This window comes from Gardnerella sp. DNF00747 (assembly GCF_049262675.1).
Taxonomy (GTDB): domain Bacteria; phylum Actinomycetota; class Actinomycetes; order Actinomycetales; family Bifidobacteriaceae; genus Bifidobacterium; species Bifidobacterium swidsinskii.
Window position 1 is genome coordinate 186542 of the sequence record NZ_CP058394.1, and the last position, 21357, is coordinate 207898.

General features: G+C 45.6%; 14 protein-coding genes and 2 rRNA genes. All 16 read left to right on the top strand.

All coding sequences use genetic code 11. The annotated features are described in order from the left end of the window. Positions 1-195: 195 nt before the first annotated feature. Positions 196-3257, top strand: a 23S ribosomal RNA gene (locus HXT32_RS00740). Between the two features lie 179 nt (positions 3258-3436). Then, positions 3437-3553: ribosomal RNA gene (gene rrf / locus HXT32_RS00745) — 5S ribosomal RNA — on the top strand. Positions 3554-4146: 593 nt separating this feature from the next. Continuing rightward, the gene (locus HXT32_RS00750) at positions 4147-4701 is read left to right on the top strand and encodes a cysteine hydrolase family protein (RefSeq protein WP_012914495.1); all 555 of its coding nucleotides are present in this window, start codon (positions 4147-4149) and stop codon (positions 4699-4701) included. Positions 4702-4929: 228 nt separating this feature from the next. Continuing rightward, positions 4930-7248 carry a choice-of-anchor M domain-containing protein gene (locus tag HXT32_RS00755; protein ID WP_422118979.1) on the top strand — a complete coding sequence of 773 codons (2319 nt, stop codon included), beginning with the start codon at positions 4930-4932 and terminating at the stop codon, positions 7246-7248. A gap of 34 nt (positions 7249-7282) precedes the next feature. Beyond that, the gene (locus HXT32_RS00760) at positions 7283-8482 is read left to right on the top strand and encodes a choice-of-anchor M domain-containing protein (protein WP_422118980.1); all 1200 of its coding nucleotides are present in this window, start codon (positions 7283-7285) and stop codon (positions 8480-8482) included. 13 nt (positions 8483-8495) lie between these two features. Continuing rightward, positions 8496-10661 (top strand): choice-of-anchor M domain-containing protein, encoded by a 2166-nt coding sequence (locus HXT32_RS00765; protein ID WP_004109104.1) that lies wholly within the window; start codon positions 8496-8498, stop codon positions 10659-10661. 51 nt (positions 10662-10712) lie between these two features. Beyond that, positions 10713-12428, top strand: a complete 1716-nt coding sequence (locus HXT32_RS00770) for an anchored repeat ABC transporter, substrate-binding protein (protein ID WP_422119067.1) — start codon at positions 10713-10715, stop codon at positions 12426-12428. 20 nt (positions 12429-12448) lie between these two features. Continuing rightward, positions 12449-13237: an anchored repeat-type ABC transporter ATP-binding subunit gene (locus HXT32_RS00775; RefSeq protein ID WP_162863108.1), complete on the top strand. Its 789-nt coding sequence runs from the start codon at positions 12449-12451 to the stop codon at positions 13235-13237. Then, positions 13237-14100, top strand: coding sequence for an anchored repeat-type ABC transporter permease subunit (locus HXT32_RS00780; RefSeq protein ID WP_102703271.1), 864 nt, complete (start codon positions 13237-13239; stop codon positions 14098-14100). Before HXT32_RS00775 ends, HXT32_RS00780 begins: the two co-directional genes overlap by 1 nt. A gap of 19 nt (positions 14101-14119) precedes the next feature. After that, positions 14120-15004, top strand: a complete 885-nt coding sequence (locus HXT32_RS00785; RefSeq protein ID WP_116431517.1) for a lysophospholipid acyltransferase family protein — start codon at positions 14120-14122, stop codon at positions 15002-15004. A gap of 141 nt (positions 15005-15145) precedes the next feature. Further along, a complete protein-coding gene (locus HXT32_RS00790; protein WP_422118981.1) occupies positions 15146-16141 on the top strand; it encodes an NAD(P)H-dependent glycerol-3-phosphate dehydrogenase in 996 nt (331 codons plus the stop codon). 71 nt (positions 16142-16212) lie between these two features. Further along, a complete protein-coding gene (locus HXT32_RS00795) occupies positions 16213-17355 on the top strand; it encodes a D-alanine--D-alanine ligase family protein (RefSeq protein WP_064621651.1) in 1143 nt (380 codons plus the stop codon). Between the two features lie 87 nt (positions 17356-17442). After that, positions 17443-18444 (top strand): CPBP family intramembrane glutamic endopeptidase, encoded by a 1002-nt coding sequence (locus HXT32_RS00800; RefSeq protein ID WP_064621650.1) that lies wholly within the window; start codon positions 17443-17445, stop codon positions 18442-18444. A gap of 65 nt (positions 18445-18509) precedes the next feature. Continuing rightward, the gene (locus tag HXT32_RS00805; RefSeq protein WP_004109120.1) at positions 18510-19892 is read left to right on the top strand and encodes a homoserine dehydrogenase; all 1383 of its coding nucleotides are present in this window, start codon (positions 18510-18512) and stop codon (positions 19890-19892) included. Positions 19893-19911: 19 nt separating this feature from the next. Continuing rightward, positions 19912-20988 carry a homoserine kinase gene (gene thrB, locus HXT32_RS00810; RefSeq protein WP_064621517.1) on the top strand — a complete coding sequence of 359 codons (1077 nt, stop codon included), beginning with the start codon at positions 19912-19914 and terminating at the stop codon, positions 20986-20988. A gap of 124 nt (positions 20989-21112) precedes the next feature. Beyond that, the gene (locus HXT32_RS00815; protein WP_254597180.1) at positions 21113-21352 is read left to right on the top strand and encodes a hypothetical protein; all 240 of its coding nucleotides are present in this window, start codon (positions 21113-21115) and stop codon (positions 21350-21352) included. The last annotated feature ends 5 nt before the right edge of the window (positions 21353-21357 follow it).

Sequence of the window (21357 nt, forward strand, 5' to 3'; positions counted from 1 at the left end):
GGTTTTGTGGTGTTGTGGTGGTTTGAGAACTGGATAGTGGACGCGAGTAAAATGCGAAACTTTTTTGGTTTCGATTTTTTTGCTTTTATCAATTTCAACCGGCTCCTTTTGTTGGAGTCGCTTGATCGTTTTGTGATCGTTTAGTGTGATGATTTTTTGTCTAGAGAATTTTGCTGATGGGTTCTTACTTTAGTGTTTGTCACTGGTAAGGGCGTATGGTGGATGCCTTGGTAGACAGGACCGATGAAGGACGTGACGGGCTGCGATATGCCTCGGGGAGCTGCCGAGTGGGCTTTGATCCGAGGATTTCCGAATGGGGAGACCCGGCCACTGTTATGAGTGGTCACCACAGTTTTTGTGGGGGGTACGCAGGGAAGTGAAACATCTCAGTACCTGCAGGAAAGGATACTCCGTGAGTAGTGGCGAGCGAAAGCGGATCAGGCTAAACCGGGTGCGTGTGATAGCCGTCAGGTGTTGCGCATTCGGGGTCGTGGGATGGACTGTTCAGCCTCTGACGGGGTTGAGGAGAGTGATAAAATGTCGTGCTAGGTGAATGGGATTGAATTCCCAGCCGTAGAGGGTGATGGCCCCGTAGCTTGTCGTGCGATGTCTCTTTATGTTTATTCCCAAGTAGCGCGGGACTCGTGGAATCCCGCGTGAATCTGCCCAGACCGTTGGGTAAGCCTAAGTATTCCTGTCTGACCGATAGTGTACTAGTACCGTGAGGGAAAGGTGAAAAGCACCCCGGGAGGGGAGTGAAATAGTTCCTGAAACCGTGCGCTTACAATCCGTCGGAGCCTTCTTTGTGGGGTGACGGCGTGCCTATCGAAAAATGAGTCTGCGAGTCAGTGGTATGTGGCGAGGCTAACCCGGGTGGGGGAGCCGTAGCGAAAGCGAGTTTTAAAAGGCGTTTGAGTCGCATGTCCTGGACCCGAAGCGGGATGATCTAGCCCTGAGCAGGTTGAAGCGCGGGTAAGACCGTGTGGAGGACCGAACCCACCTAGGTTGAAAACTGGGGGGATGACTTGGGGTTAGGGGTGAAAGGCCAATCAAATTCCGTGATAGCTGGTTCTCTCCGAAATGCATTTAGGTGCAGCGTCGTGTTATTGCTTACAGGGGGTAGAGCTACTGGATGCTTGCGGGCCCATACCGGGTACCAATAGCAGCCAAACTCCGAATACCTGTTAGGTTTATCACGGCAGTGAGTCGGCGGGGGATAAGCTCCGTCGTCAAAAGGGAAACAGCCCTGATCGTCGTCTAAGGTCCCGAAGCGCGTGCTAAGTGGGAAAGGATGTGGAGTCGCATAGACAGCCAGGAGGTTGGCTCAGAAGCAGCCATCCTTGAAAGAGTGCGTAACAGCTCACTGGTCTAGTGGTTCCGCGCCGACAATGTAGCGGGGCTTAAGCACGCCACCGAAGACGCGGCTGCATGATTTGTTTCATGCGGGGTAGGAGAGCGTCCTGTATGGGGTGAAGCGGCAGTGTGAACTTGTCGTGGACTTTACAGGAGTGAGAATGCAGACATGAGTAGCGAGAGACGGGTGTGAATCCCGTCCGCTGAATGACTAAGGGTTCCGGGGCCACGTTCGTCGTCCCCGGGTGAGTCGAGTCCTAAGGCGAGGCCGACAGGCGTAGTCGAATGGATGAACGGGTTGATATTCCCGTACCGGTGTTACACCGTTCGAACTGAATCTGAGAGTACTAACCTTCATTTGCTGGTTGATTGCCTTTCGGGGTTGTTGGCTGGTTTGTGTTGGGACTGTATCGGTAGTAGGTTAGCGTGGGAGTGACGCGGGTAGGTAGCCGGCTGCGGAGGTGGTTTTCCGTGGCTAAGCGTGTGGGCTGTCTCCTAGGTAAATCCGGGGGATGTTAAAGCTGAGGCGTGATGGGTAGGCTGTAAGGCTGATTCCGGTGATCCTGCTTGCCAAGAAAAGCTTCAACGTGAGGTGTGATTCCGCTCGTACCCTAAACCGACACTGGTGGTCTGGTAGAGTATACCGAAGCGATCGGGCGAATCCTGGCCAAGGAACTCGGCAAATTACTCCCGTGCCTTCGGCATAAGGGAGACCTCTGATGGTGATATGGTTTTACACTGTTGAGCTGTTGGGGGTGGCACAAGCTAGGGGGTAGCGACTGTTTACCAAAAACACAGGAGCGTGCGAAGGCGTAAGCCGCTGTATACGCTCTGACGCCTGCCCGGTGCCGGAAGGTTAAGAGGATCCGTTAGCTTCGGTGAAGCGGTGAATTTAAGCCCCGGTAAACGGCGGTGGTAACTATAACCATCCTAAGGTAGCGAAATTCCTTGTCGGGTAAGTTCCGACCTGCACGAATGGCGTAACGACTTCCCCACTGTCTCGGCCAGGAGCCCGGCGAAATTGCAGTACGAGTAAAGATGCTCGTTAAGCGCAGAAGGACGAAAAGACCCCGGGACCTTTACTATACCTTGGTATTGTCGTTAGGTGTGGATCGTGTAGCATAGGCGGGAGGCTGTGAAGCGTGGGCGCTAGCTTGCGTGGAGTCGACAGGTGAAATACCGCTCTTTCCATATCTGGCGTCTAACCTCGACACGTTATCCGTGTCAGGGACAGTGCCTGGCGGGTAGTTTAACTGGGGCGGTTGCCTCCTAAAGAGTAACGGAGGCGCTCAATGGTCCGCTCAGCCCGGTTGGCAATCGGGTGTTGAGTGTAATCGCACAAGCGGGCTTGACTGTGAGACTGACGGGTCGAGCAGGGACGAAAGTCGGAGATAGTGATCCGGTGCCGGCGTACGGACGTGGCATCGCTCAACGGATAAAAGGTACCCCGGGGATAACAGGCTGATCATTCCCAAGAGTCCATATCGACGGGATGGTTTGGCACCTCGATGTCGGCTCGTCGCATCCTGGGGCTGGAGCAGGTCCCAAGGGTTCGGCTGTTCGCCGATTAAAGCGGCACGCGAGCTGGGTTCAGAACGTCGTGAGACAGTTTGGTCTCTATCCTCTGCGCTCGTTGGAATGTTGAGGAGACCTGCCCATAGTACGAGAGGACCTGGGTGGACGAACCTCTGGTATGCCGGTCGTCACGCCAGTGGCGCTGCCGGTTAGCTACGTTCGGAAGGGATAACCGCTGAAAGCATCTAAGCGGGAAGCCTGCTCCAAGATAAGCATTCCTTGCACTTTAGTGTGTGAGCCCCCATGTAGAACACGTGGTTGATAGGCTAGATGTGGAAGCCCTGTAAGGGGTGGAGCTGACTAGTACTAACGGGCGATGGTGACATTCTTCCTCACTTTTGTGAGTGGGGAGGGTGAGTTCCTCATGAGTATTATTCTTCTAGCGTTAATGAGTACTGAATGTTTTGCTTAACGATCAGTTGGTAAGAGAGTTTTTATTCGCGTTCATGTCCGGTTCCCAAACCGCCACGTGTTGCCACTCAATGGTTTTGAGTGTATAATCTAGTTTTGCGGTGGTCATGGCTCAGGTGAGACGCCCGGTCCCATTCCGAACCCGGAAGCTAAGGCCTGACACGGCGAGGGTACTGCACTCGATAGGGTGTGGGAGACTAGCACGCTGCCGCATTATTTTTCTAGCGGGGAGTTTTCACTCCCCGCTTTTTTATTTTCGTATACTACTGTTTTTGTAATCCTCCAAACTCTGGACAACGCTCGCGCTATAAGTGCTCACTGCTGAGCTTGCACGGAAAGTCCACTGGACTTTCCGTCTGAGCAAGCTCACGCTCCGAATTGCTTTCGCGCGCGCAATGCTGCGCTCAAGCAGGTCGTCGCGCAAACGTGATGAAAACTTACGGCAAATGTAGTTAAAAACAGACAACAGAGACACGCGCGCAGAAACTGTACTGCACCAGTAACGAAAAATTCCCGGCAAACGTTTTGTAGCATCATTTGCCGCAAGGTAGTGATTAAATGATGATAGTCGGTGCAGAAGCAAGTGAGCTTTGAGTATTCTTTGAATATTGAGGTATTGCGCCGATCGCAATTGGGCCAGCAATTGAGTTGATAATTGGGCTATCAATTGAAATAAAATCAAGCAATTAAGAATGCGGAATATTGTAACTAAAGCGATTATGCTATTGCAGTAGAGCTATTTGCAATAATGCTGTTAGCAGTAATGCTATTTGCGATTATTCTGTAAATTTCATACAAGGAGTAGGTATGAATAAAGCCCTTATTAACATTGATTATACGAATGATTTTGTGGCAAGCGATGGCTCTCTTACTGTGGGCGAGCCTGCGCAAAAGCTCGAGAAGCGTATTACTGAGATTTCGCAGGAATTTCTTGACGCCGGTGAGTTCGTGGTTTTTGCGATTGATACGCACCATTTGAACGATCCGTATCATCCTGAAACTAAGCTTTTCCCACCTCACAATATCGCAGGAACTCACGGTCAGAAGCTGTACGGCGCGCTTGGTGATTTTTACGAGGAGAATAAAGATAAAAGCAATGTGTATTACATTCATAAAACTCGCTACTCGTCGTTTAATGGCACGGATTTGCTGATTAAGCTGCGCGAACGTCATATTGAGGAGTTGCACTTGGTGGGTGTTTGCACGGATATTTGCGTGCTTCACACTGCTGTTGATGCGTATAATCTTGGCTTCAAAATCGTAGTTCACAAAGATGCAGTCGCAAGCTTTGATCCGCAAGGTCACGAATGGGCTTTGCGCCACTTTAAGACTTGCCTTAATGCGGATATTGTAGAAGGCTGAGAATTTTAGCTAAAAATATTTAAATAAGTATTCAATAGTTATTGAGAATAATAGACGCTGGTTGCTTTAAGCTACCAGCGTTTTTGTTTATTCGGAGTGTCGACTTGCTATTAATGAGAATCATTATTATTATTAATAGACGTTGTTAAAAATCTTCCATAATTATTTGCGAAAAGAAGAGCGCATATAACGATAAGAAGATGAAGTGTAGAGAGCGAAATAGTAATTATGACTCAGGTCATTAGGGATATTGTGAAACGTGCTTTTGCAATGGCAAGTGTTGCAATACTTGCCATTGCCGTGCTCGCATCAGGATTTAGTGCAGCTTTACCGGCAGTTGCATTAGAAAATAGTAATCCTGGCGAAAAATACGATCCTACAAAAAAGGAAGTGCTAAGTCACGGCCATACGGACGTATTTTACCCAATTCAATACAACGGTAAATTCATTATGGCCGTCGAAAAAGACGGTGCCACTTTCTTAAAGCCTGAAAACACTACTTTGCGTGTAGCAAAAAACACGTATACTACAAAATCGCAGCTTCCTGCGCTCGCTACTGAATACTACTATCTCGATGGTTCCGGAAATCAAAAAGGAAACCCCCTCTTCCCGGGTTGGGACACAGGTTATGCTGCAACTTTAGTTGGCGCACCTCACGCAGATGACGCAACAGCAGATATTGCAATTCAGCAAGTTACTGGACCAATGAACGGGCGCATTCTGCTTTGGACTACCGATGGTGCTGGTAAAAATTCGAAGAAATTATCGTTTGAAGAGAACGATTTAGACGACGAACCTGATACTGATGGCAGTCGATTTATGCTACCTGGCGTAATTCACCAACATACTGCTGGCCACGTGCATGCAAACTGGGGATTTACGCAGCCTGGCGTTTACAAACTAAAAGTAGCAGCAACTATTACAAATAAGAACACTAAGAAGCAGATTACAACCGAACCTGCAGAATACACTTTTGAAGTAGAAGATACATATTCAGGCGAAGTACCTGCTTCTGGCATTACGGAAACGCTTGATTTGCACCGTCGCGGTGATTCTATTAATCCTGACGATGATGAAGAAGCACACGAAGCTTCCAAAGATCATAAAGACACGGATAAAGACGATGGCGGCGATATGCGCATCGGCAATATTCGTGATTCCGGACCTCATCCGCATTATCATTCATACGAAGGTTATGGTGGTTTAGACTTAAAAGTAGTTAACAAACCAAAGGGTGCTCGTATTGAGTGGAGATATGTGCGTGCTGACGAAGGTCCTGACGCGTATGGAACCACTCTTTTTGCTGAGAGATTGCAGCTTCCAGCTGAGCCTGCAATGAACAAGATGAAAGTGTATGCTCACGCAACTGAAGGTGAAACGCAAGTTGGCAAAGATACTGCGTCTGCAACCATCGCCGTTGAAGATCACGGTGCTGACGGACATCCTGTAGTAAAAGCAATTGCTCCTTATAAGCGTTTCAAACCAGGGGATACTTTACACGCGAAAACAGTATTGCTTAACCCTCATGTTGCAACCGACGGTGTTACCGGTGCGCCAATTGACGATCCGACAAGTCCAGTAACTTCCATAGTCAAAGATTATGTTTGGTTGATAAAAAAGGAAGGAGAAAGCGAATTTAAGCGCATTCCTGGTGCCGTGAACAGCAAGTTGGAGCTAAAACTTGATGCGTCAATGCAAGGTGCAACGATTCGTCCTTCCTTAGTTTTAAAGAACGGTGAACTTTACCGTAATAAAATGTTTGATGAGTTTTGCGATTATGTTATTGAGATGAAAGGTGTTCCTCACTCTCATAACCATGATGGCGATGATGATCAAAGTGGTTCTGATTCTGAAGATGATGAGAACTCTCACGGGAAAAAGCACCATGAGAAGCGTCGTAATAAGCGCAAAAATAAGACTAAGCATTTTGTTGGTGGAAAGAACTTTTTGAAAGGTGTATTCGGCGGCACTGCAAATTCGGGACTATTTGGATCTAGTTCTAATGGTGGATTCCAATTCGAATCTAATTTCTTTAAGAAATCCAACAGAAAATTCAAGCGCACAAAGAAGAATCGCAATAAGACTAACCGCACTAATCGTAAGAATAATTCTAAAAATAATACGCAAAGTGGTGCTAGTTCTGCTTCTAGTTCTTTTACAAGAACAGAAAATTCAAGCGGAACATCGTTACATAATTCATCGCGACGAACTTCTGGCGGAACTCATACTAAGAACAAGAGCTCTAAGAAAAGTGGACAGACTATTCGTAATTTCGTAAGAACAGATAATAATTCTGGCAATAAGTCTAAAAATAGTTCTGTCAATAACTCTGATTTTGTTAAGAATACTGAACGTCATGCTTTGCAAGGTGCAAGGCAATACAACGAAGAATCTGATGAAGCGTATGAAGATGATTCAGATGATACAAAAGGTGATGGTTCCTCGACTAAGTGGGTTGCGGTTGCAGCTTCAGGTGCGAGCGTCGGCTTATGCACAATAACTGGCGCATGCGGAGCATTGATACGTTCTAAATTGAAATTGTTGTAAATGGTATTCGTATTATTACTAGAAAGTTTAAATAATGAATTACAAACAAAATGAAACATTGCAAGTAAAACGAAAGCATGTATATTCTACTGCGCTGCTTGCGCTCATATTTTCTTTAGTAACTTTGGTTGCATCTTTATGTGCACCAAATCCAATGCAGGAAACTGCTTATGCTAATGAAGGCAATCAGCCAGTTATGATTCAAGCAGGTCATGCTGATTTTGGACCAACGCTAATCGACGGCAAATGGAAATTGAAGATTCGTGATGATACTGGTGACGAACCAGTGTGGCGAGACCCAGAAAATGTGGTATTTAAATTAGGTGGCAATTCAATAATTCCTATGCCTGATGATGCTGCCTACAGTTTTATTGGCGAAAAGCCTGGAACCAAGCTTTACGTAATTCCACAAACTCAAAATCCTGATGTGCCGTGGCTTGGTTGGAATACGCAGGAAGGTGGCGTGCTTAACGAGCTCGATCGCGGTGCAAACCTTTCTCTTGAAGGAGTAAGCGGCCCGGGTAAACTGCATGTTTACTTAGAAAATGGCAACAACAATCCACAGCAACTTTGGGATAGTACTAAAGGATATCCGCAAAACAGCTGGATTGAAGCCAACGCTCATACTCACGTGAATTGGGTGTTTTCTAAGCCTGGAATTTATCATGTGAAGCTTACTTTTTCAGGAAAGCTTAAAAATGGACGCGCAGTAAGCGATACGCGTGTTCTTAATTTTGCAGTTGGAGATAATACCGATCCTAATGCTGCTTTAGGTGCGGGTGCTGCTGGAGCAAGTGGCAACGAGGGCGACGAAGAGGGTCAAGATGAAGAAGATAACGATGAATCCGAAAAAGATGAAGCTAATCATCATCACGAACTCCTTCACAACAAGCATAAGCATTCTCACAAAGTATCTGAAAAAAGTGACGATACAGCTTTAGTTCTTCAAATCGTAGGTATTTTCGTGGCTATTATTGCCGTAATTATTGTGATTTTTGTACTAATAGCTGTAGTTAAAAGCAAGAAAGCACGAAATCTTGCGCTTGCTAAGCAAGTTTCTGCACAAGCTAATCAACAGTATGCAAATAATGCAAATTCTGTGAATAATGCAAATGGTGACAATACCTTGCCAAATCTAGTGCGTGATCAAGAAACGACAGTAATGTCACCAATTAATAATTCTCAATATTCTCAATCAGACAATGTGCAATCTGATGGCATTCAGTGGAAATAATGGTGTGACGAAAATGGTTCGTAATAGTATAAAGAAATTATCTCGCGCTTTGTTGGTGGGCGTGTGCTTGTGTGGCATGATGATGGGAACTCCCACGGCTTTTGCTGACAATGGCAGTGACGCAACTGTTGTAAGCGGAAAGAAATCTTCTAAAGATTTTACTGCCATAAAAAAAGCCAATTTTGCAGCGTGTACTGCTGCTAGATTAGATAAAACTGCTTCACAACCTGCGGCTGATAGTAAAGTTGCAATGTGCCACGCATATAAAGGTCATGCTGATGTTTTTGCAACTTTCTTTGATAGTGCAAGCAGGCGCATGGTATTAGGAACCTTGGGAGATGCGTTTGAAAGTGAAGATCATAATGGCACTCGTTACGATACGAATCGGCTTATTTTTGAAGTCGGTTCTAAAAATATCATGCAGTTTTCCAAAGATGAGAACGATCCGATAATAAAAGAAATCTACGCAACAACTCGCGAAGGTGTAGTCTGGTTCTTTGATCAATCTGGAGCTGGAAATACTGGTGCATTATGGCCTGGTTTAGATACTAGACCGTTATATAAGGGAGCTGGTTCTACAACAAAAGTTAATCCAACAGTTAAATTGTCGCTAACTGGTATCGAAGCACCCCACAACGGCGAAGTTTTTATGTACACTCGCAGCGGTGACGATTATGAGAAAATGCTTGGTTCTGTTGACGGATGGCCGAAAGATGTTGACATCACTGAGACTGGTGGCAAGCATTCGCACATGTATTGGTCTTTTAACCGTCCTGGTGTGTACAAGTTAAAAATGAAGGCTACTACTACCGTTGGTGACGAGGAGCAAAGTTCTGAGCAAGTCTATACATTCCACGTCACTAATCATGATGTAACAGCTGGGGATTTTGCTGATTATGATGGCGTATCTTTTGACGGTGATGACGGTGATGAAGATGGTGAAGATGACGAAGAAGATTCAGATGATAATGATGATTCTCAAGGTGAGGATCACAGCATTAATGTGCAACAAAGTAACGGATCTTTCTTCATTAACGGTAACAACAACACTGTGTATGTGACTCCATGGTCTGGAGCAAAAATGCAACAACAAGGACTTTTTGGGAGTAATAACGGTGGTCTTATTCATGGGGAACATAACGCGAAAAGCGGAAAGCAAGATTCTCAAAGTCAGCAATCTGCTGCGACAAAGTTCAAAGACATCAAGGGTGACAAACTCGTTATAGACCACGGTCATGTTGATATTGCTGTATATACTGGCGATTCAAATAAAGTTGATATGGCTGTGCAAGAAGATGTGACAGGAAGTCACGTATTTAGAGACACAGATACAGTTGTGTTCGCAGTTGGTGATGCTGGCAAAACTAACGGCGTGTATCGTATACCTCAAACTCAAATTGATGGTGTGCCATGGATGGGTTGGAATAATCAGTCTATGAATCCGCATAAGCCAACTCAATTGAGCCTAACAGGAGTTGAAGGTCCTGGAAACGTACGCGTTTGGATGTTCGGCGGCTTGGGCGGTGGAGATCAAGAGATTTTCTCCACTCAAGGAGCAACAGATTATACGATACCTGCGAATACGCATGCTCATGCGAATTGGGATTTCGACGAACCGGGATATTACACATTGCAATTCCAAGCTTCTGACGGAAATTCTACAGTAACTCGCAATATTCATGTTGCTGTTGGTGTTGATCCACAAGAAACGCCAATGGGGTATGCTGACGGCGGGCCAAGCAAGGGGAAAAAAGATACACAAGGCAAAAAAGTTGGTCCTCCTGCACCTTATAGTCCAGCAGAACCTAATAAGTTGCTTCGTCCTAGCGGCAATAATGGTAGTGGCGGAAATCCTTTTGTTGGTGGTCGTGGTTTAGGATTGAACAATTCACACTCTGGAAAACAATTGCCAAGAAAAGCTAAAAAGCATAAAGGTCTTGTTTCAAAAATTAGTAACAAGAGGCTCGCTAAAAGTTTGTACCGACAGAAATTGAACGATAATGACGATGTTGCGAAGTCTGAAGCAAAAGGTGTAACAGGATTATTTAAGCGAAATCCTTTACTTGCTTATTCGCTTCTTGCTGGTGGAATTATTGCTGTGCTTGGCGTTTTGGGTGCAGGGATTTGGTATCTCTACAATCGCGGACTTATTAACTTCAACTGGCTGTTGCGCTATTAGTAGTAGGAGTGTGTGAGGGTGATTCATAGGCCCAGAAGAGTAAAGCAAACTTTGTTTTCTTCGATTGGTGCAATTGCAGTCGTCGCGCTTATTTTGCCGCTTTCTGCTTGTGGTAGTGTTAACGGGAATCGTGCAGGACATCGCGATGGTCGCATTAATGTAGTTACAACTACAGGCGTTTTGCGTGATATGGTGGCGAATGTAGCAGGGAATGCTGCAAATGTGAGTTCAATCGTACCTGATAATGCAGATCCGCACTCTTACGAGCCACGATTGCGTTCAATTCGAGACGTTGTGTATGCGGATGTGGCTTTTAGTAATTACATGATGCTTGAGGAGCATGGTGTTATTACTGCTTTAGACGCAAATTTGCGAAAAGGCGTGCCAAATGTGCAACTTGCTGAAGAAAGCGTGAAACATGCGGCGGATATTATTCCAATGGTCGAAGATGTGTCGTTGGACACTATTTGGCTTGGTCTTGCTACAGAACGCCAAACTTCGCAGACGGTTGAGGAAGCTAAAGATGCTAAAGAGCAACAAAAATCTCAAGAGAAACCTGATAAGTCGCAGTCTTCTCAGGTTTCTCAATCTTCGCAATCAAACGCGCCTTCCACTGTAACGAAAGAAGGACGCGCTACTGTAATAAAGCCAAAAGCATACAACATGAAGCGTTCGGACAGGATCCGCTTAACTGCAACTAAAGTAACTGGTCCTGGTTCGCTTTTCGCTTACCTTACTGGCACTTTTGGAAGTGTAGAAACTTACGTTAATTCAGCAAACGGAATTAACGATGAAGATCATGTAGATTTGCCTGCGGACGCGCACACGCATTTAAGTTGGGCTTTTAGTAAGCCAGGAGAATACACTCTCGACTTTCATGCAGATATGCTCAATGCTCAAAACGAAAGAGTTGCAAGTTTAGGAAACGCAACTATGCGTTTTGCTGTCGGCATTAACGCGCAGAAATTAGCGAAAAAGCGTGGAGCTAGCGTAGTTTTGAATCAAGGCCATGCAGATTTGGCTTACGATTTAGCTAAACGCGGATTTTTGTACAGAGTTGACACTTTGCAAGAAAAGCGGTCGGTTGCGCCAAAGCGCGTGTATTATGAGCCGCGAGATGTAGTAGTAGAAGTGCCGACTAATGCTTTAAAAGAAATTCCAGCTGAACAAGGCTATAGATTCCTTGGATTTGCGCGGCAGAAAATCTATCAACTTCCACAAGCTGTTCTTGGAAAACATGTTCACGGAGATATTGATCCGCATTTATGGCAGTCAGTGAAAAACGGAATTGCTTATGTGCGCACAATAGCTGACCGCTTGTGCGAAGTCGACCCTAAAAATGCTCGCAAATATCGCGCAAATGCGGACCGATACATTAACAAGCTGTTAGATGTAGACACGTATATGAGGCAGAAAGTGGCGTCAATTCCAAAAGAGCGTCGCAACTTGGTTACAACGCATGACGCTTTTGCATACTTAGGTAAAGCTTATGGCGTAAATATCGCAGGATTTGTAACAATCAACCCTTCAAGTGAGCCGAGCGTGCAAGATAGGCGCAGACTTTCGCAAATTTTGCGCGACTTGGAAATCCCTGCAGTGTTTTTAGAGCCGAATTTAATTTCTCGCTCGTCTGTGCTTAAAGAGCTTGCGTCTGAAGCGCATGTGAAAGTTTGCCCAATTTATGGTGACGCTTTCGACGTGAATGTGCGAACTTACGCGGATATGATGCGAGCTAATGCGAATTCTTTAGCGAAATGTTTGAAGTGAAAGTGTTAAAGGTAGTAAATATGGAAGAAAATGCAGTAATTTGCGCACACAATTTGAATATTTCGTACGGGAATCGCGCTGTAGTAAAAGACGTTTCTTTTACCATTAATAGTGGCGAATTCGTGGGATTACTTGGCGCAAACGGTGCTGGTAAAACGACGCTATTTCGTGCAATTATGGGTTTGATTCCACATACTGGAAAACTCGAAGTGCGTGCTCCTCATATGGAAGGTGCAAAACTTAATTCTCGCGTATCTTACGTTGGGTATGTGCCTCAACGTCACGATATTGCGTGGGATTTCCCACTTTCTGTTTTAGATGTAGTGATGATGGGTAGGATTCGTCATATTGGTTACGTTCGTCGCGCTAAAAAAGAAGATTACGAGATCGCATTAAACTCGCTTGAACGCACAGGAATGGCTGATTTCCAAGATCGCACGATTGGTGAACTTTCTGGAGGTCAGCGGCAACGCGTTCTTGTTGCGCGAGCATTGGCTGGAGAGCCGCGTTTACTTTTGCTAGACGAACCGTTTACTGGACTTGATATGCCTACTCAGGAGCTGCTTACCGATTTGTTCTTAAAATTGTCTGCTTCTGGTGAAGCAATTCTCATGAGCTCGCACGATATTATTGGTTCAATTAACTCATGCTCGAGAATAATGCTATTTGATGGCACTATTGTGGGTGACGATGAGCCGCAACATTTGCAAACAAAACAGTGGGTACGAACCTTCCACGTAGCTCCGCAAAATCCGCTTATTAAAGCAGTTGAGCGCGTAATTGGTAAGGAAAGTGTGGTGAAAGAGTAATGTTATCTCCAATAGAATTTATACAAGATTTAACAAATCCAGACCTTTGGTTTTTGCTAAAAGCGCTTATTGTAGCGTGCCTTTCTAGCGTAATTTGCGGTGTAGTTGGATGCTACGTAGTACTTAGAGGAATGGCGTTTATTGGAGATGCTGTAGCTCACTCAGTATTCCCAGGACTTGCTATAGCCTTCGTATTGCAAGGAAATCTGCTATTTGGAGGAGCGCTCGCAGGAGTTGCAACCGCGCTAATCGTATCTATTTTTAGCCAAAATCGCAGGCTTCGCGAAGACTCATTTATTGGCGTATTTTTCGTATCTGCTTTTGCTCTTGGAATTGTGATTATTTCTAAAGCATCTGGCTACGCCGGCTCTTTGGAATCCTTCTTGTTTGGCTCGATTACAGGTATTCCTGATTCAGATATTGCTGTTGTTGCTTTTACTGGTTTGATTATTTTGGCTATATTATGCATGTTCCACAAAGAGCTTGTGTGCGTATCGATGGATCGAGAAACTTCGCGCGCAATGGGATTGCCAGTTGCATGGTTAGATGGAATGTTGTACGTGTTAGTGGCTATCGCTGTAGTTGTTTCCGTGCAAATTATTGGAAACGTGCTTGTGCTTGCTCTGCTTGTGACTCCTGCTGCAACTGCGCGACTGCTTACGGATAGGCTGCCAAGAATGATGATTTTAGCTCCTGTTATTGGGTGCGTTTCTTCGATTGTTGGAATGTATATTTCGTGGAGCTTTGATACAGCAACAGGCGGAACAATTGTGCTCGTAGCAACCGCTTTATTCGTGCTCGCTTGGGCGTGCTCTCCTAAACATGGGTTGATTGCAAAAGTGGGTCGTAGCGTAGGTTTATAGCGTGCGGCACAATAGACGTATGGTATCAAAAGGAAAACCTTCGCCAAGAAGTGCAGTAAAACCACTCAGTGATGAGCAAGTAAAGCTTTTAGCAAGTAAACACAATTTAGTTGATCCAACGTATTACTATCCAACAGGAAAACGTAAGCCAAACCAGGCAGAAATTGACGCGCAAAATCCTAAAGCCGCAGAAAGGTTGCTCGAAGGAACGTCGCGCGTATTGCGTTCGCGTTGCAAAGTAAAGGCGTGGGGATTAGAAAACGTGCCAGAAGAAGGCGTGTTTATTACCGCTTGCACACACGTGACGATGTTTGATGTTTTCATACCTATGACTGCACTATTCCACCAAGGTCGTCGTCCGCGCTACATGGCAAAAGCGGAACTCGCTCACTGGCCAATCTTAGGCAAATGGTTCCAGCTTGTAGGCATGCAGCCGGTTCCTCGCAGAAGCGGAAAAGCGCGAGAAATAGAAGAAGAATCTATTAAAATCCTCACCAATGGCAGACCTTTAAGTGTATGGCCTGAAGGAACAGTTACGCGCGATCCTAAAAAATGGCCTATGAGCATGAAGCCCGGAATTGGTATAATTGCTCTCGAAGCATCGCGCAGACTCGGACATCAGATTCCGCTATTTTGCGCGGTTACATGGGGCGCGGCAAGCATTAACCACTGGTGGCCATGGCCAAAGAAAAATGTTGTAATGTGCTACGATACTCAACTTGATTATGCTGACTTGCTAAAGGGGAGTGAAAATTGGGGAGAGCTACCTCCTCTTGAATCTGCTGAAGAGTTGGCTCGTCGCGTGCGTGTGCGTATGACGCAGATTATGGAAGAAATTCGTGGAGAAAAATCTCCTGCAGGATACTTTGATTACAGGCAGATGAAACGCGTTACGGAAGAATAAAAAATATACAGAAGAATAAAATAAAGTATCTTTTAAAAATCCCGTAAAGCGGCATGTGTAGAATTATGTAATAGTGTGATTACAAATAAATAGCTATACAGTAGCTTATAAAACTCACAACCGAAAGGCAGGACGTAAAACATGAACATTACGGTGTTGGGTGCTGGTGCTTGGGGAACTGCGTTTGGACAAGTACTTGCGGATGCAGGAAATCAAGTGACAATGTGGGCAATAGAGCCAGAAATTGTTGAAGGAATTCGCGATCATCATCATAATGGCGTGCGTCTGCCTAGCGTAGAAAAACTTCCAGAAAACATGACTGCAACTGGGGACCGAGCAGAGGCTGTTGCAAATGCGGATATTGTAGTCGTGGCGATTGCGGCACAGTTTGCTCGCGTTGCGTTGGAAGGTTTTGTGGGTTTGATTCCACAAAATGCGATCGTTGTTTCGCTGATGAAAGGCATTGAGCGCACAACCGGCAAACGTATGGATGAAGTTGTGTGCGAAGCTTTGAACTTACCGCGTAACCGTTTTGCTGCACTTTCCGGACCAAACTTGAGCAAGGAAGTTGCATCTCGCCACCCGGCTGCAGCAGTAGTTGCTTGCGCAGAAAAATCTCAGGCAGAAGTAGTTGCAAAAGCATGCTCAAACAGCTACTTTAAAGCATTTGTGTCAACAGACGTAATCGGTGTAGAAATGTGCGGATCGCTTAAAAACGTGGTTGCGCTCGCAGTTGGCATGGCTCGAGGCGCGGGATACGGTGAAAACACGGCGGCTATGATTGAAACGCGCGGTTTGGCAGAATTGACGGCATTGGGCGTTGCAGAAGGCGCAGATTCGCGCACTTTTGCAGGTCTTGCTGGCTTTGGTGATTTAGTTGCAACTTGTGGATCTCCTCTAAGCCGAAATTACACTTTTGGGTCAAATCTTGGTAAAGGCATGAGCGTTGAAGAAGCAACAGCTGTGAGCAATGGTGTTGCAGAAGGCGTGCCAACTACAAGCGCAGTAGTTGCAATGGGCAAGCGTTTGGGCGTTGCGACTCCGCTCGCAAGTGCAATGGCTCGCGTGCTTGAAGAAGGAATCTCCTGCCAAGAAATGCTCGCAATGCTTTTCGACGACGACGTTTGCGAAGAGTAAGTAGCGTTTGCGAAAATAATCAAAACTAGTCCAAAATAATTAGAATAATTCAAAATATATAAAGGAAAAAAATGACGAAAAAGCGTGTAGTGTTCTTGTATGGCGGTAAGGCAGACGAACATTCGATTTCTTGCATATCCGCTGCTGGAGTGCTCAGTGCTGTAGACGAAAATCGTTTTGACATTGTGCGGATCGCAATCACAAAACAAGGCGAATGGATTGTTGGTGGTGAAGATCCTCGTAACTTCCACATGGAAGAGGGTGAGTTGCCAGTAATCACAAAAACCGCTGGAACGCGCGATGTTGTGCTTGACCCTGCCAAAGGCGCAGACGGATTTTTAGCCCGCGAAAATGACGGTACACTTACAAGTTTGGGTCATATTGACGCAGTTTTCCCAGTTCTTCACGGTCCAAACGGTGAAGATGGCACTTTGCAAGGCTTGCTAGAAATGATGCAAGTTCCATACGTTGGTTGTGGAGTGTTGGCTTCGGCTGCGTGCATGGATAAATACTATGCAAAGCAACTGTTTAAAGCTGCCGGAATTGATGTTGCTCCTGGAATTGCACTTGATGCGCGCAAGTTTGCAAGCGACGCGGAAAATCGCTTTGATGCATACGCAGAAGAAATTCTTGCTCAAGTTGAAGCAGCAAAACTCGAGTATCCGCTTTTTGTAAAGCCAAGCCGCGCAGGATCTAGCTTTGGAGTTACAAAAGTTGAATCGCGCGATGCTAAAGCCTTAGCAGAAGCTATTTTTGAGGCTTCAGAGCACGATTGGCGAGTGTTAGTAGAGCAGGGAATTGACGCTCGAGAAATTGAGTGCGCGGTTCTTGCAGCTCGCGACGGCGAAGAACCGAAAGCAAGCTGGCCTGGAGAAGTTGTGCTAGACAAGCGCGAGGCTGGTGAAGACCAGTTCTACGATTTTGACAGCAAATACATGGATTCCGCAGCTTCGCACGTTGAAGTTCCAGCAAACTTGCCAGCGGAAACTTTAGAGCGCGTTCGCAAAACGGCGCTTGCAGCGTTCAAAGCGGCAGATGGGCGGGGACTAAGTCGCGTAGATTCTTTTGTAACTAAAGATGATCGCGTAATTCTTAACGAAATCAACACGATGCCTGGATTTACGCCAATCTCCATGTATCCAAAAGCTTGGGAAGCAACTGGAATAAGCTACAGCGATTTAATCACAAAGCTTATTGAAGGCGTTTTGAAATAATTTAATCAACTGTAAAGCAGAAACAAAAGCAGAAACAAAAAGCAGCAATTAAATCAGCAGCAAAAGCAGCAATAAAAAGGAATAAGTATGCAAGATTTGCAAAATTCATGGCGCGACGACACTTATTTGTTAGCGCGCAAACGTCAAGGAACTATTGGCATGTCTTTATGCGTATTCCTCGTAGTTTGGATTGCTGTTGCCTATGTTCTTGGAGTCCTTTCTTCACAGTTTGTGCCTAAGAGCATGCTAAGCGACTCTCTTAACACATTACTTGTGTCGGATATTTCGCAGTATTTAGTCGCTTTGCCAATCGCAATGCTTATTATGCGCACTGTTCCTGCGGCAAAAACCCGACAATTCTCTATGAAATTTAGCCAATTTGGCGGATTCTTTGCTGTGTGCATACCGATTATGTACATTGGTAATATAGTTGGCGTTTTCCTAGCAACAGTTCTTAGCGGTGGCAAAGCAGAAAATCGCGTATCAGACACTATTGCAGCGGGAAATATGTGGGAAACCTTCATATTCGTGGTAATTCTTGCGCCAATTGTGGAAGAATGGCTTTTTAGAAAACAGCTGCTTTCTCGTTTGCGCGCGTACGGAGAAAAGCGAGCTATTGTATTTTCTGCACTTGCTTTCGCGCTTTTCCATATGAACATTTTCCAATTCTTCTACGCATTTGGACTTGGACTTGTTTTTGGCTACATTTATATTCGTACGTCCAAGTTGAGCTACAGCATATTCCTTCATATGATTGTGAATTTCCAAGGAAGCATAATTGCCCTGTGGCTGGAAAAGCAGCTGGTTGATGCAAGCGGAAATATGGTTGACGTAGAAAAGATGTCGCGTCAGGAATTAGCTAGCCTACCAACCGGTTTTATTCTAGCTGGAATTTATGGGATGTTTATGATTGCCATGCTTATAGTAGGCGTGGTTTTGCTGGTTCGTCGCCGCAAGTATCTCGTATTCTTCGATGCTCCGCAAGAACTTCCAAATAAAGTTGGAAACAAAGCATTGTACGGAACTGTTGGAGTAATAGCGTTTTTGATTATTTCAATACTTCTTAATTTGCTAATGTTATTTGCGTAAAAGCGAATAAAAAATAATCGCATAAAAATAAAATATAAAATAAATCAACGAAGGAGGCGAAAGTTATGCAAAGCAATCAATCGACTAAAACTATTCGCGTAGGTCTACTTGGGGCTGGAACTGTTGGGTCTCAAACAGCGCGACTAATAGTTGAACAGTTCAATGAGCTTAAGAAGCGAACTGGTGCTGAGATTGAGCTCGCAGCAGTTGCGTGCTTACGCCCAGCGGAAGTTAATGTGCCTTGGATTAAGCGCGATTTGCTAACTACAGACACCGCCTCTTTATGTACTCGCGAAGACATTGATATTATAGTCGAGCTTATTGGCGGACTTGAGCCGGCACATACCTTTGTAAAAAGCGCGCTGAGCCACGGAAAATCCGTTGTAACAGCTAACAAAGCACTTCTTGCAAAGTTCGGTCCGGAATTATACGAGTGTGCAGAAAGTCACGGAGTTGACTTGTACTTTGAAGCGTCTGTTGCAGGAGCGATTCCTATTCTTCGTCCGCTTCGAGAGTCTCTTATTGGTGACGAAATTACGCAAATTTTTGGCATAGCAAACGGCACTACAAACTATATTCTTGACGAAATGACAGTGCGAGGACTTGATTTTGATTCGGCTTTGCGCGCAGCTCAAGAAAAAGGCTACGCGGAAGCGGATCCAACCGGAGATGTTGAAGGATTCGACGCTGCAAATAAGGCTGCTATTCTTGCAACTCTTGCATTCCAAATGCCGGTAAGTATTGACGATGTTTCCGTTGAGGGAATTAGCGCGATTACGGCTGAAGATATTGCGGCAGCGAGCGCGGAAAAGCGCGTGATTAAGCTTCTTGCGGCAGTTGAGAGGCACTGCGACGACGATGGCGACGGCGAGCCAAACTCGTATGGAGGAGTAAGCGTTAGTGTGTATCCTGCGCTTGTTGGTGCGGAACATCCTTTGGCATCGGTTCACGGCAGTTTTAACGCTGTATTTGTTAAGGCTCAAGCTGCAGACGACTTAATGTTCTACGGACGCGGTGCCGGCGGCGCTCCAACAGCAAGCGCTGTTGTTGGAGATGTTGTTAGTGCGGCTCGAAATCTTGTGCGCGGATGCTCCGGTTTTGGCGTGCCAATGTACAACAAGTATGTGCCAGCTTCTAGTGAGCAGACTAGGGCAGATTTTGTGATTCGTTGCAATATGGAAGATACTTCTTTGGCTTTGCGCGGCGAAGTTATGGATGTTTTTGCAGGTCATGGTGTTGCGGCTGAGCGTTTGGCTTCGGCGTGCCAAGCTAAGTATGCGCAAACTGAAGCTGATTCGGATTGCCCACAGTGCGGTCTTGGTGGACCTGGCAGTGTGCGCGTGCTTGTGCGCGAATGTTCGGAAGCTGCAGTTCAAGCTATTTGTGAGGATTTGCAGAAGTTGGATGTTGTGTGTGGAAAGCCGCTAGTTTTGCGCGTTATAAAGTAGAGAAGCTGCAGGTGATCGTATGAAGCCAGTGTGTAACAGTGTTTCCGTGCGCGTGCCAGCGACTAGCGCAAATCTTGGTTCTGGTTTTGATACAGCCGGTATTGCGCTTGATTATGCGGATTCTTTAGTTTTTACTCTGGATGATAATCATTCTAAAAATTCGCTTGATTCGCTCGATTATGCTGGAAACGTGCGCGTAATTATTCACGGCGAAGGCGAGGATACGCTTCCAAAAGATGAAACGCATCTAGTTGTAGCGACTTTTCGCAAAGCTTGTAAAATATTTGGTCTGCCAAACTTGCGATTTACGTTAGAAGCGCATAATCGGATTCCGCAAGCGCGCGGTATGGGCTCTTCTGCAGAAGCGATTGTTGCTGCAGTTGCTGCTGCTTGGGCTTTTGCGCACGAAGGTGATCTTAACCGCGAAGCAATTTTCGAAATCGCGGCCGCAATTGAAGGTCATCCAGACAATGTTGCTCCTGCAGTTTTTGGCGGTTTGACGATGAGCTGGAAGCTTGATGCTGGGGAAGGCAAAGGCTCTGTGCGCGTGGCTGGAGATTGCGAAGCTCCGCTTTCTACCGGTTTTCATACTGTACGATACAAAGTTTCGCAAGATATTTCCGTGTCTGTATTCGTTCCTGATTTCGAGCTTTCTACAGAGCTTGCTAGGCGCGCGCTTCCAGCAAAAGTGCCGTATGGTGACGCAATATTTAACGTGTCGCGAGTTGCAATGCTACCGGTTGCTTTTGGTGAGTTAAATAGCGATTCTGAAAATGAATTAGGCACAGTAAAATCTGATATTTCGAGAAATGCGTTACTTTTTGCAGCAACTCAAGATGCTCTTCATCAACCGTATCGTGCAAATCTTATGAAAGATTCATGGAAGCTAGTGGAAACGTTGCGCGAGCATGGTTTTGCTGCAGCGATTTCGGGAGCAGGATCGTGCGTTGCTGTATTTTATGCAGGAGACGCTGAGTGCAACAAGAGTGCAGCTCAAAAAATCGACTCAATTGCTGAGCCGTGGCTTTCGCGGGCTGGCTGGCGTGTTTTGCATGTGCAGGTTGATTCTATTGGCGTTGCAATAACTCGCGAATAACCTATGTGAAGTTGTAATGAAGCAACAAGTCAATAAATTGTGGTACAATTAGTTAATGGTTATTAGATTTGATCCCAAATCTGCATACAAACATTTTGATGAAGATCATCTAAATGAGGAAGAGATGCGAAAAGCTATGGCTGAACCTATATGGTTTGCTTTAGTTAATCCTAATGATGTGTCAAATCCGCCTAGTTCAAACGGAACATTCGTTGCGCTAGTCATATGTTTAAGGCATCCAGGTGCGTGGAAGGATGATTTAATTGAAGTGCTTGCAAGACCTCAAGGTAAAGATTTTTTGGTGTTTCACGTAGAGCATCTGACTGATAAATGGTTTAAATATTGGAAAAGATGGGGCAAATGAGGTGA

What these genes read in the sequence shown, in the direction of transcription:
- HXT32_RS00795 (WP_064621651.1), top strand. Translation starts at nt 16,213, where the DNA reads ATGACGAAAAAGCGTGTAGTGTTCTTGTATGGCGGTAAGGCAGACGAA.
- HXT32_RS00775 (WP_162863108.1), top strand. Translation starts at nt 12,449, where the DNA reads ATGGAAGAAAATGCAGTAATTTGCGCACACAATTTGAATATTTCGTAC.
- thrB (WP_064621517.1), top strand. Translation starts at nt 19,912, where the DNA reads ATGAAGCCAGTGTGTAACAGTGTTTCCGTGCGCGTGCCAGCGACTAGC.
- HXT32_RS00785 (WP_116431517.1), top strand. Translation starts at nt 14,120, where the DNA reads ATGGTATCAAAAGGAAAACCTTCGCCAAGAAGTGCAGTAAAACCACTC.
- HXT32_RS00760 (WP_422118980.1), top strand. Translation starts at nt 7,283, where the DNA reads ATGAATTACAAACAAAATGAAACATTGCAAGTAAAACGAAAGCATGTA.
- HXT32_RS00800 (WP_064621650.1), top strand. Translation starts at nt 17,443, where the DNA reads ATGCAAGATTTGCAAAATTCATGGCGCGACGACACTTATTTGTTAGCG.
- HXT32_RS00755 (WP_422118979.1), top strand. Translation starts at nt 4,930, where the DNA reads ATGACTCAGGTCATTAGGGATATTGTGAAACGTGCTTTTGCAATGGCA.
- HXT32_RS00780 (WP_102703271.1), top strand. Translation starts at nt 13,237, where the DNA reads ATGTTATCTCCAATAGAATTTATACAAGATTTAACAAATCCAGACCTT.
- HXT32_RS00815 (WP_254597180.1), top strand. Translation starts at nt 21,113, where the DNA reads ATGCGAAAAGCTATGGCTGAACCTATATGGTTTGCTTTAGTTAATCCT.
- HXT32_RS00805 (WP_004109120.1), top strand. Translation starts at nt 18,510, where the DNA reads ATGCAAAGCAATCAATCGACTAAAACTATTCGCGTAGGTCTACTTGGG.
- HXT32_RS00765 (WP_004109104.1), top strand. Translation starts at nt 8,496, where the DNA reads ATGGTTCGTAATAGTATAAAGAAATTATCTCGCGCTTTGTTGGTGGGC.
- HXT32_RS00750 (WP_012914495.1), top strand. Translation starts at nt 4,147, where the DNA reads ATGAATAAAGCCCTTATTAACATTGATTATACGAATGATTTTGTGGCA.
- HXT32_RS00790 (WP_422118981.1), top strand. Translation starts at nt 15,146, where the DNA reads ATGAACATTACGGTGTTGGGTGCTGGTGCTTGGGGAACTGCGTTTGGA.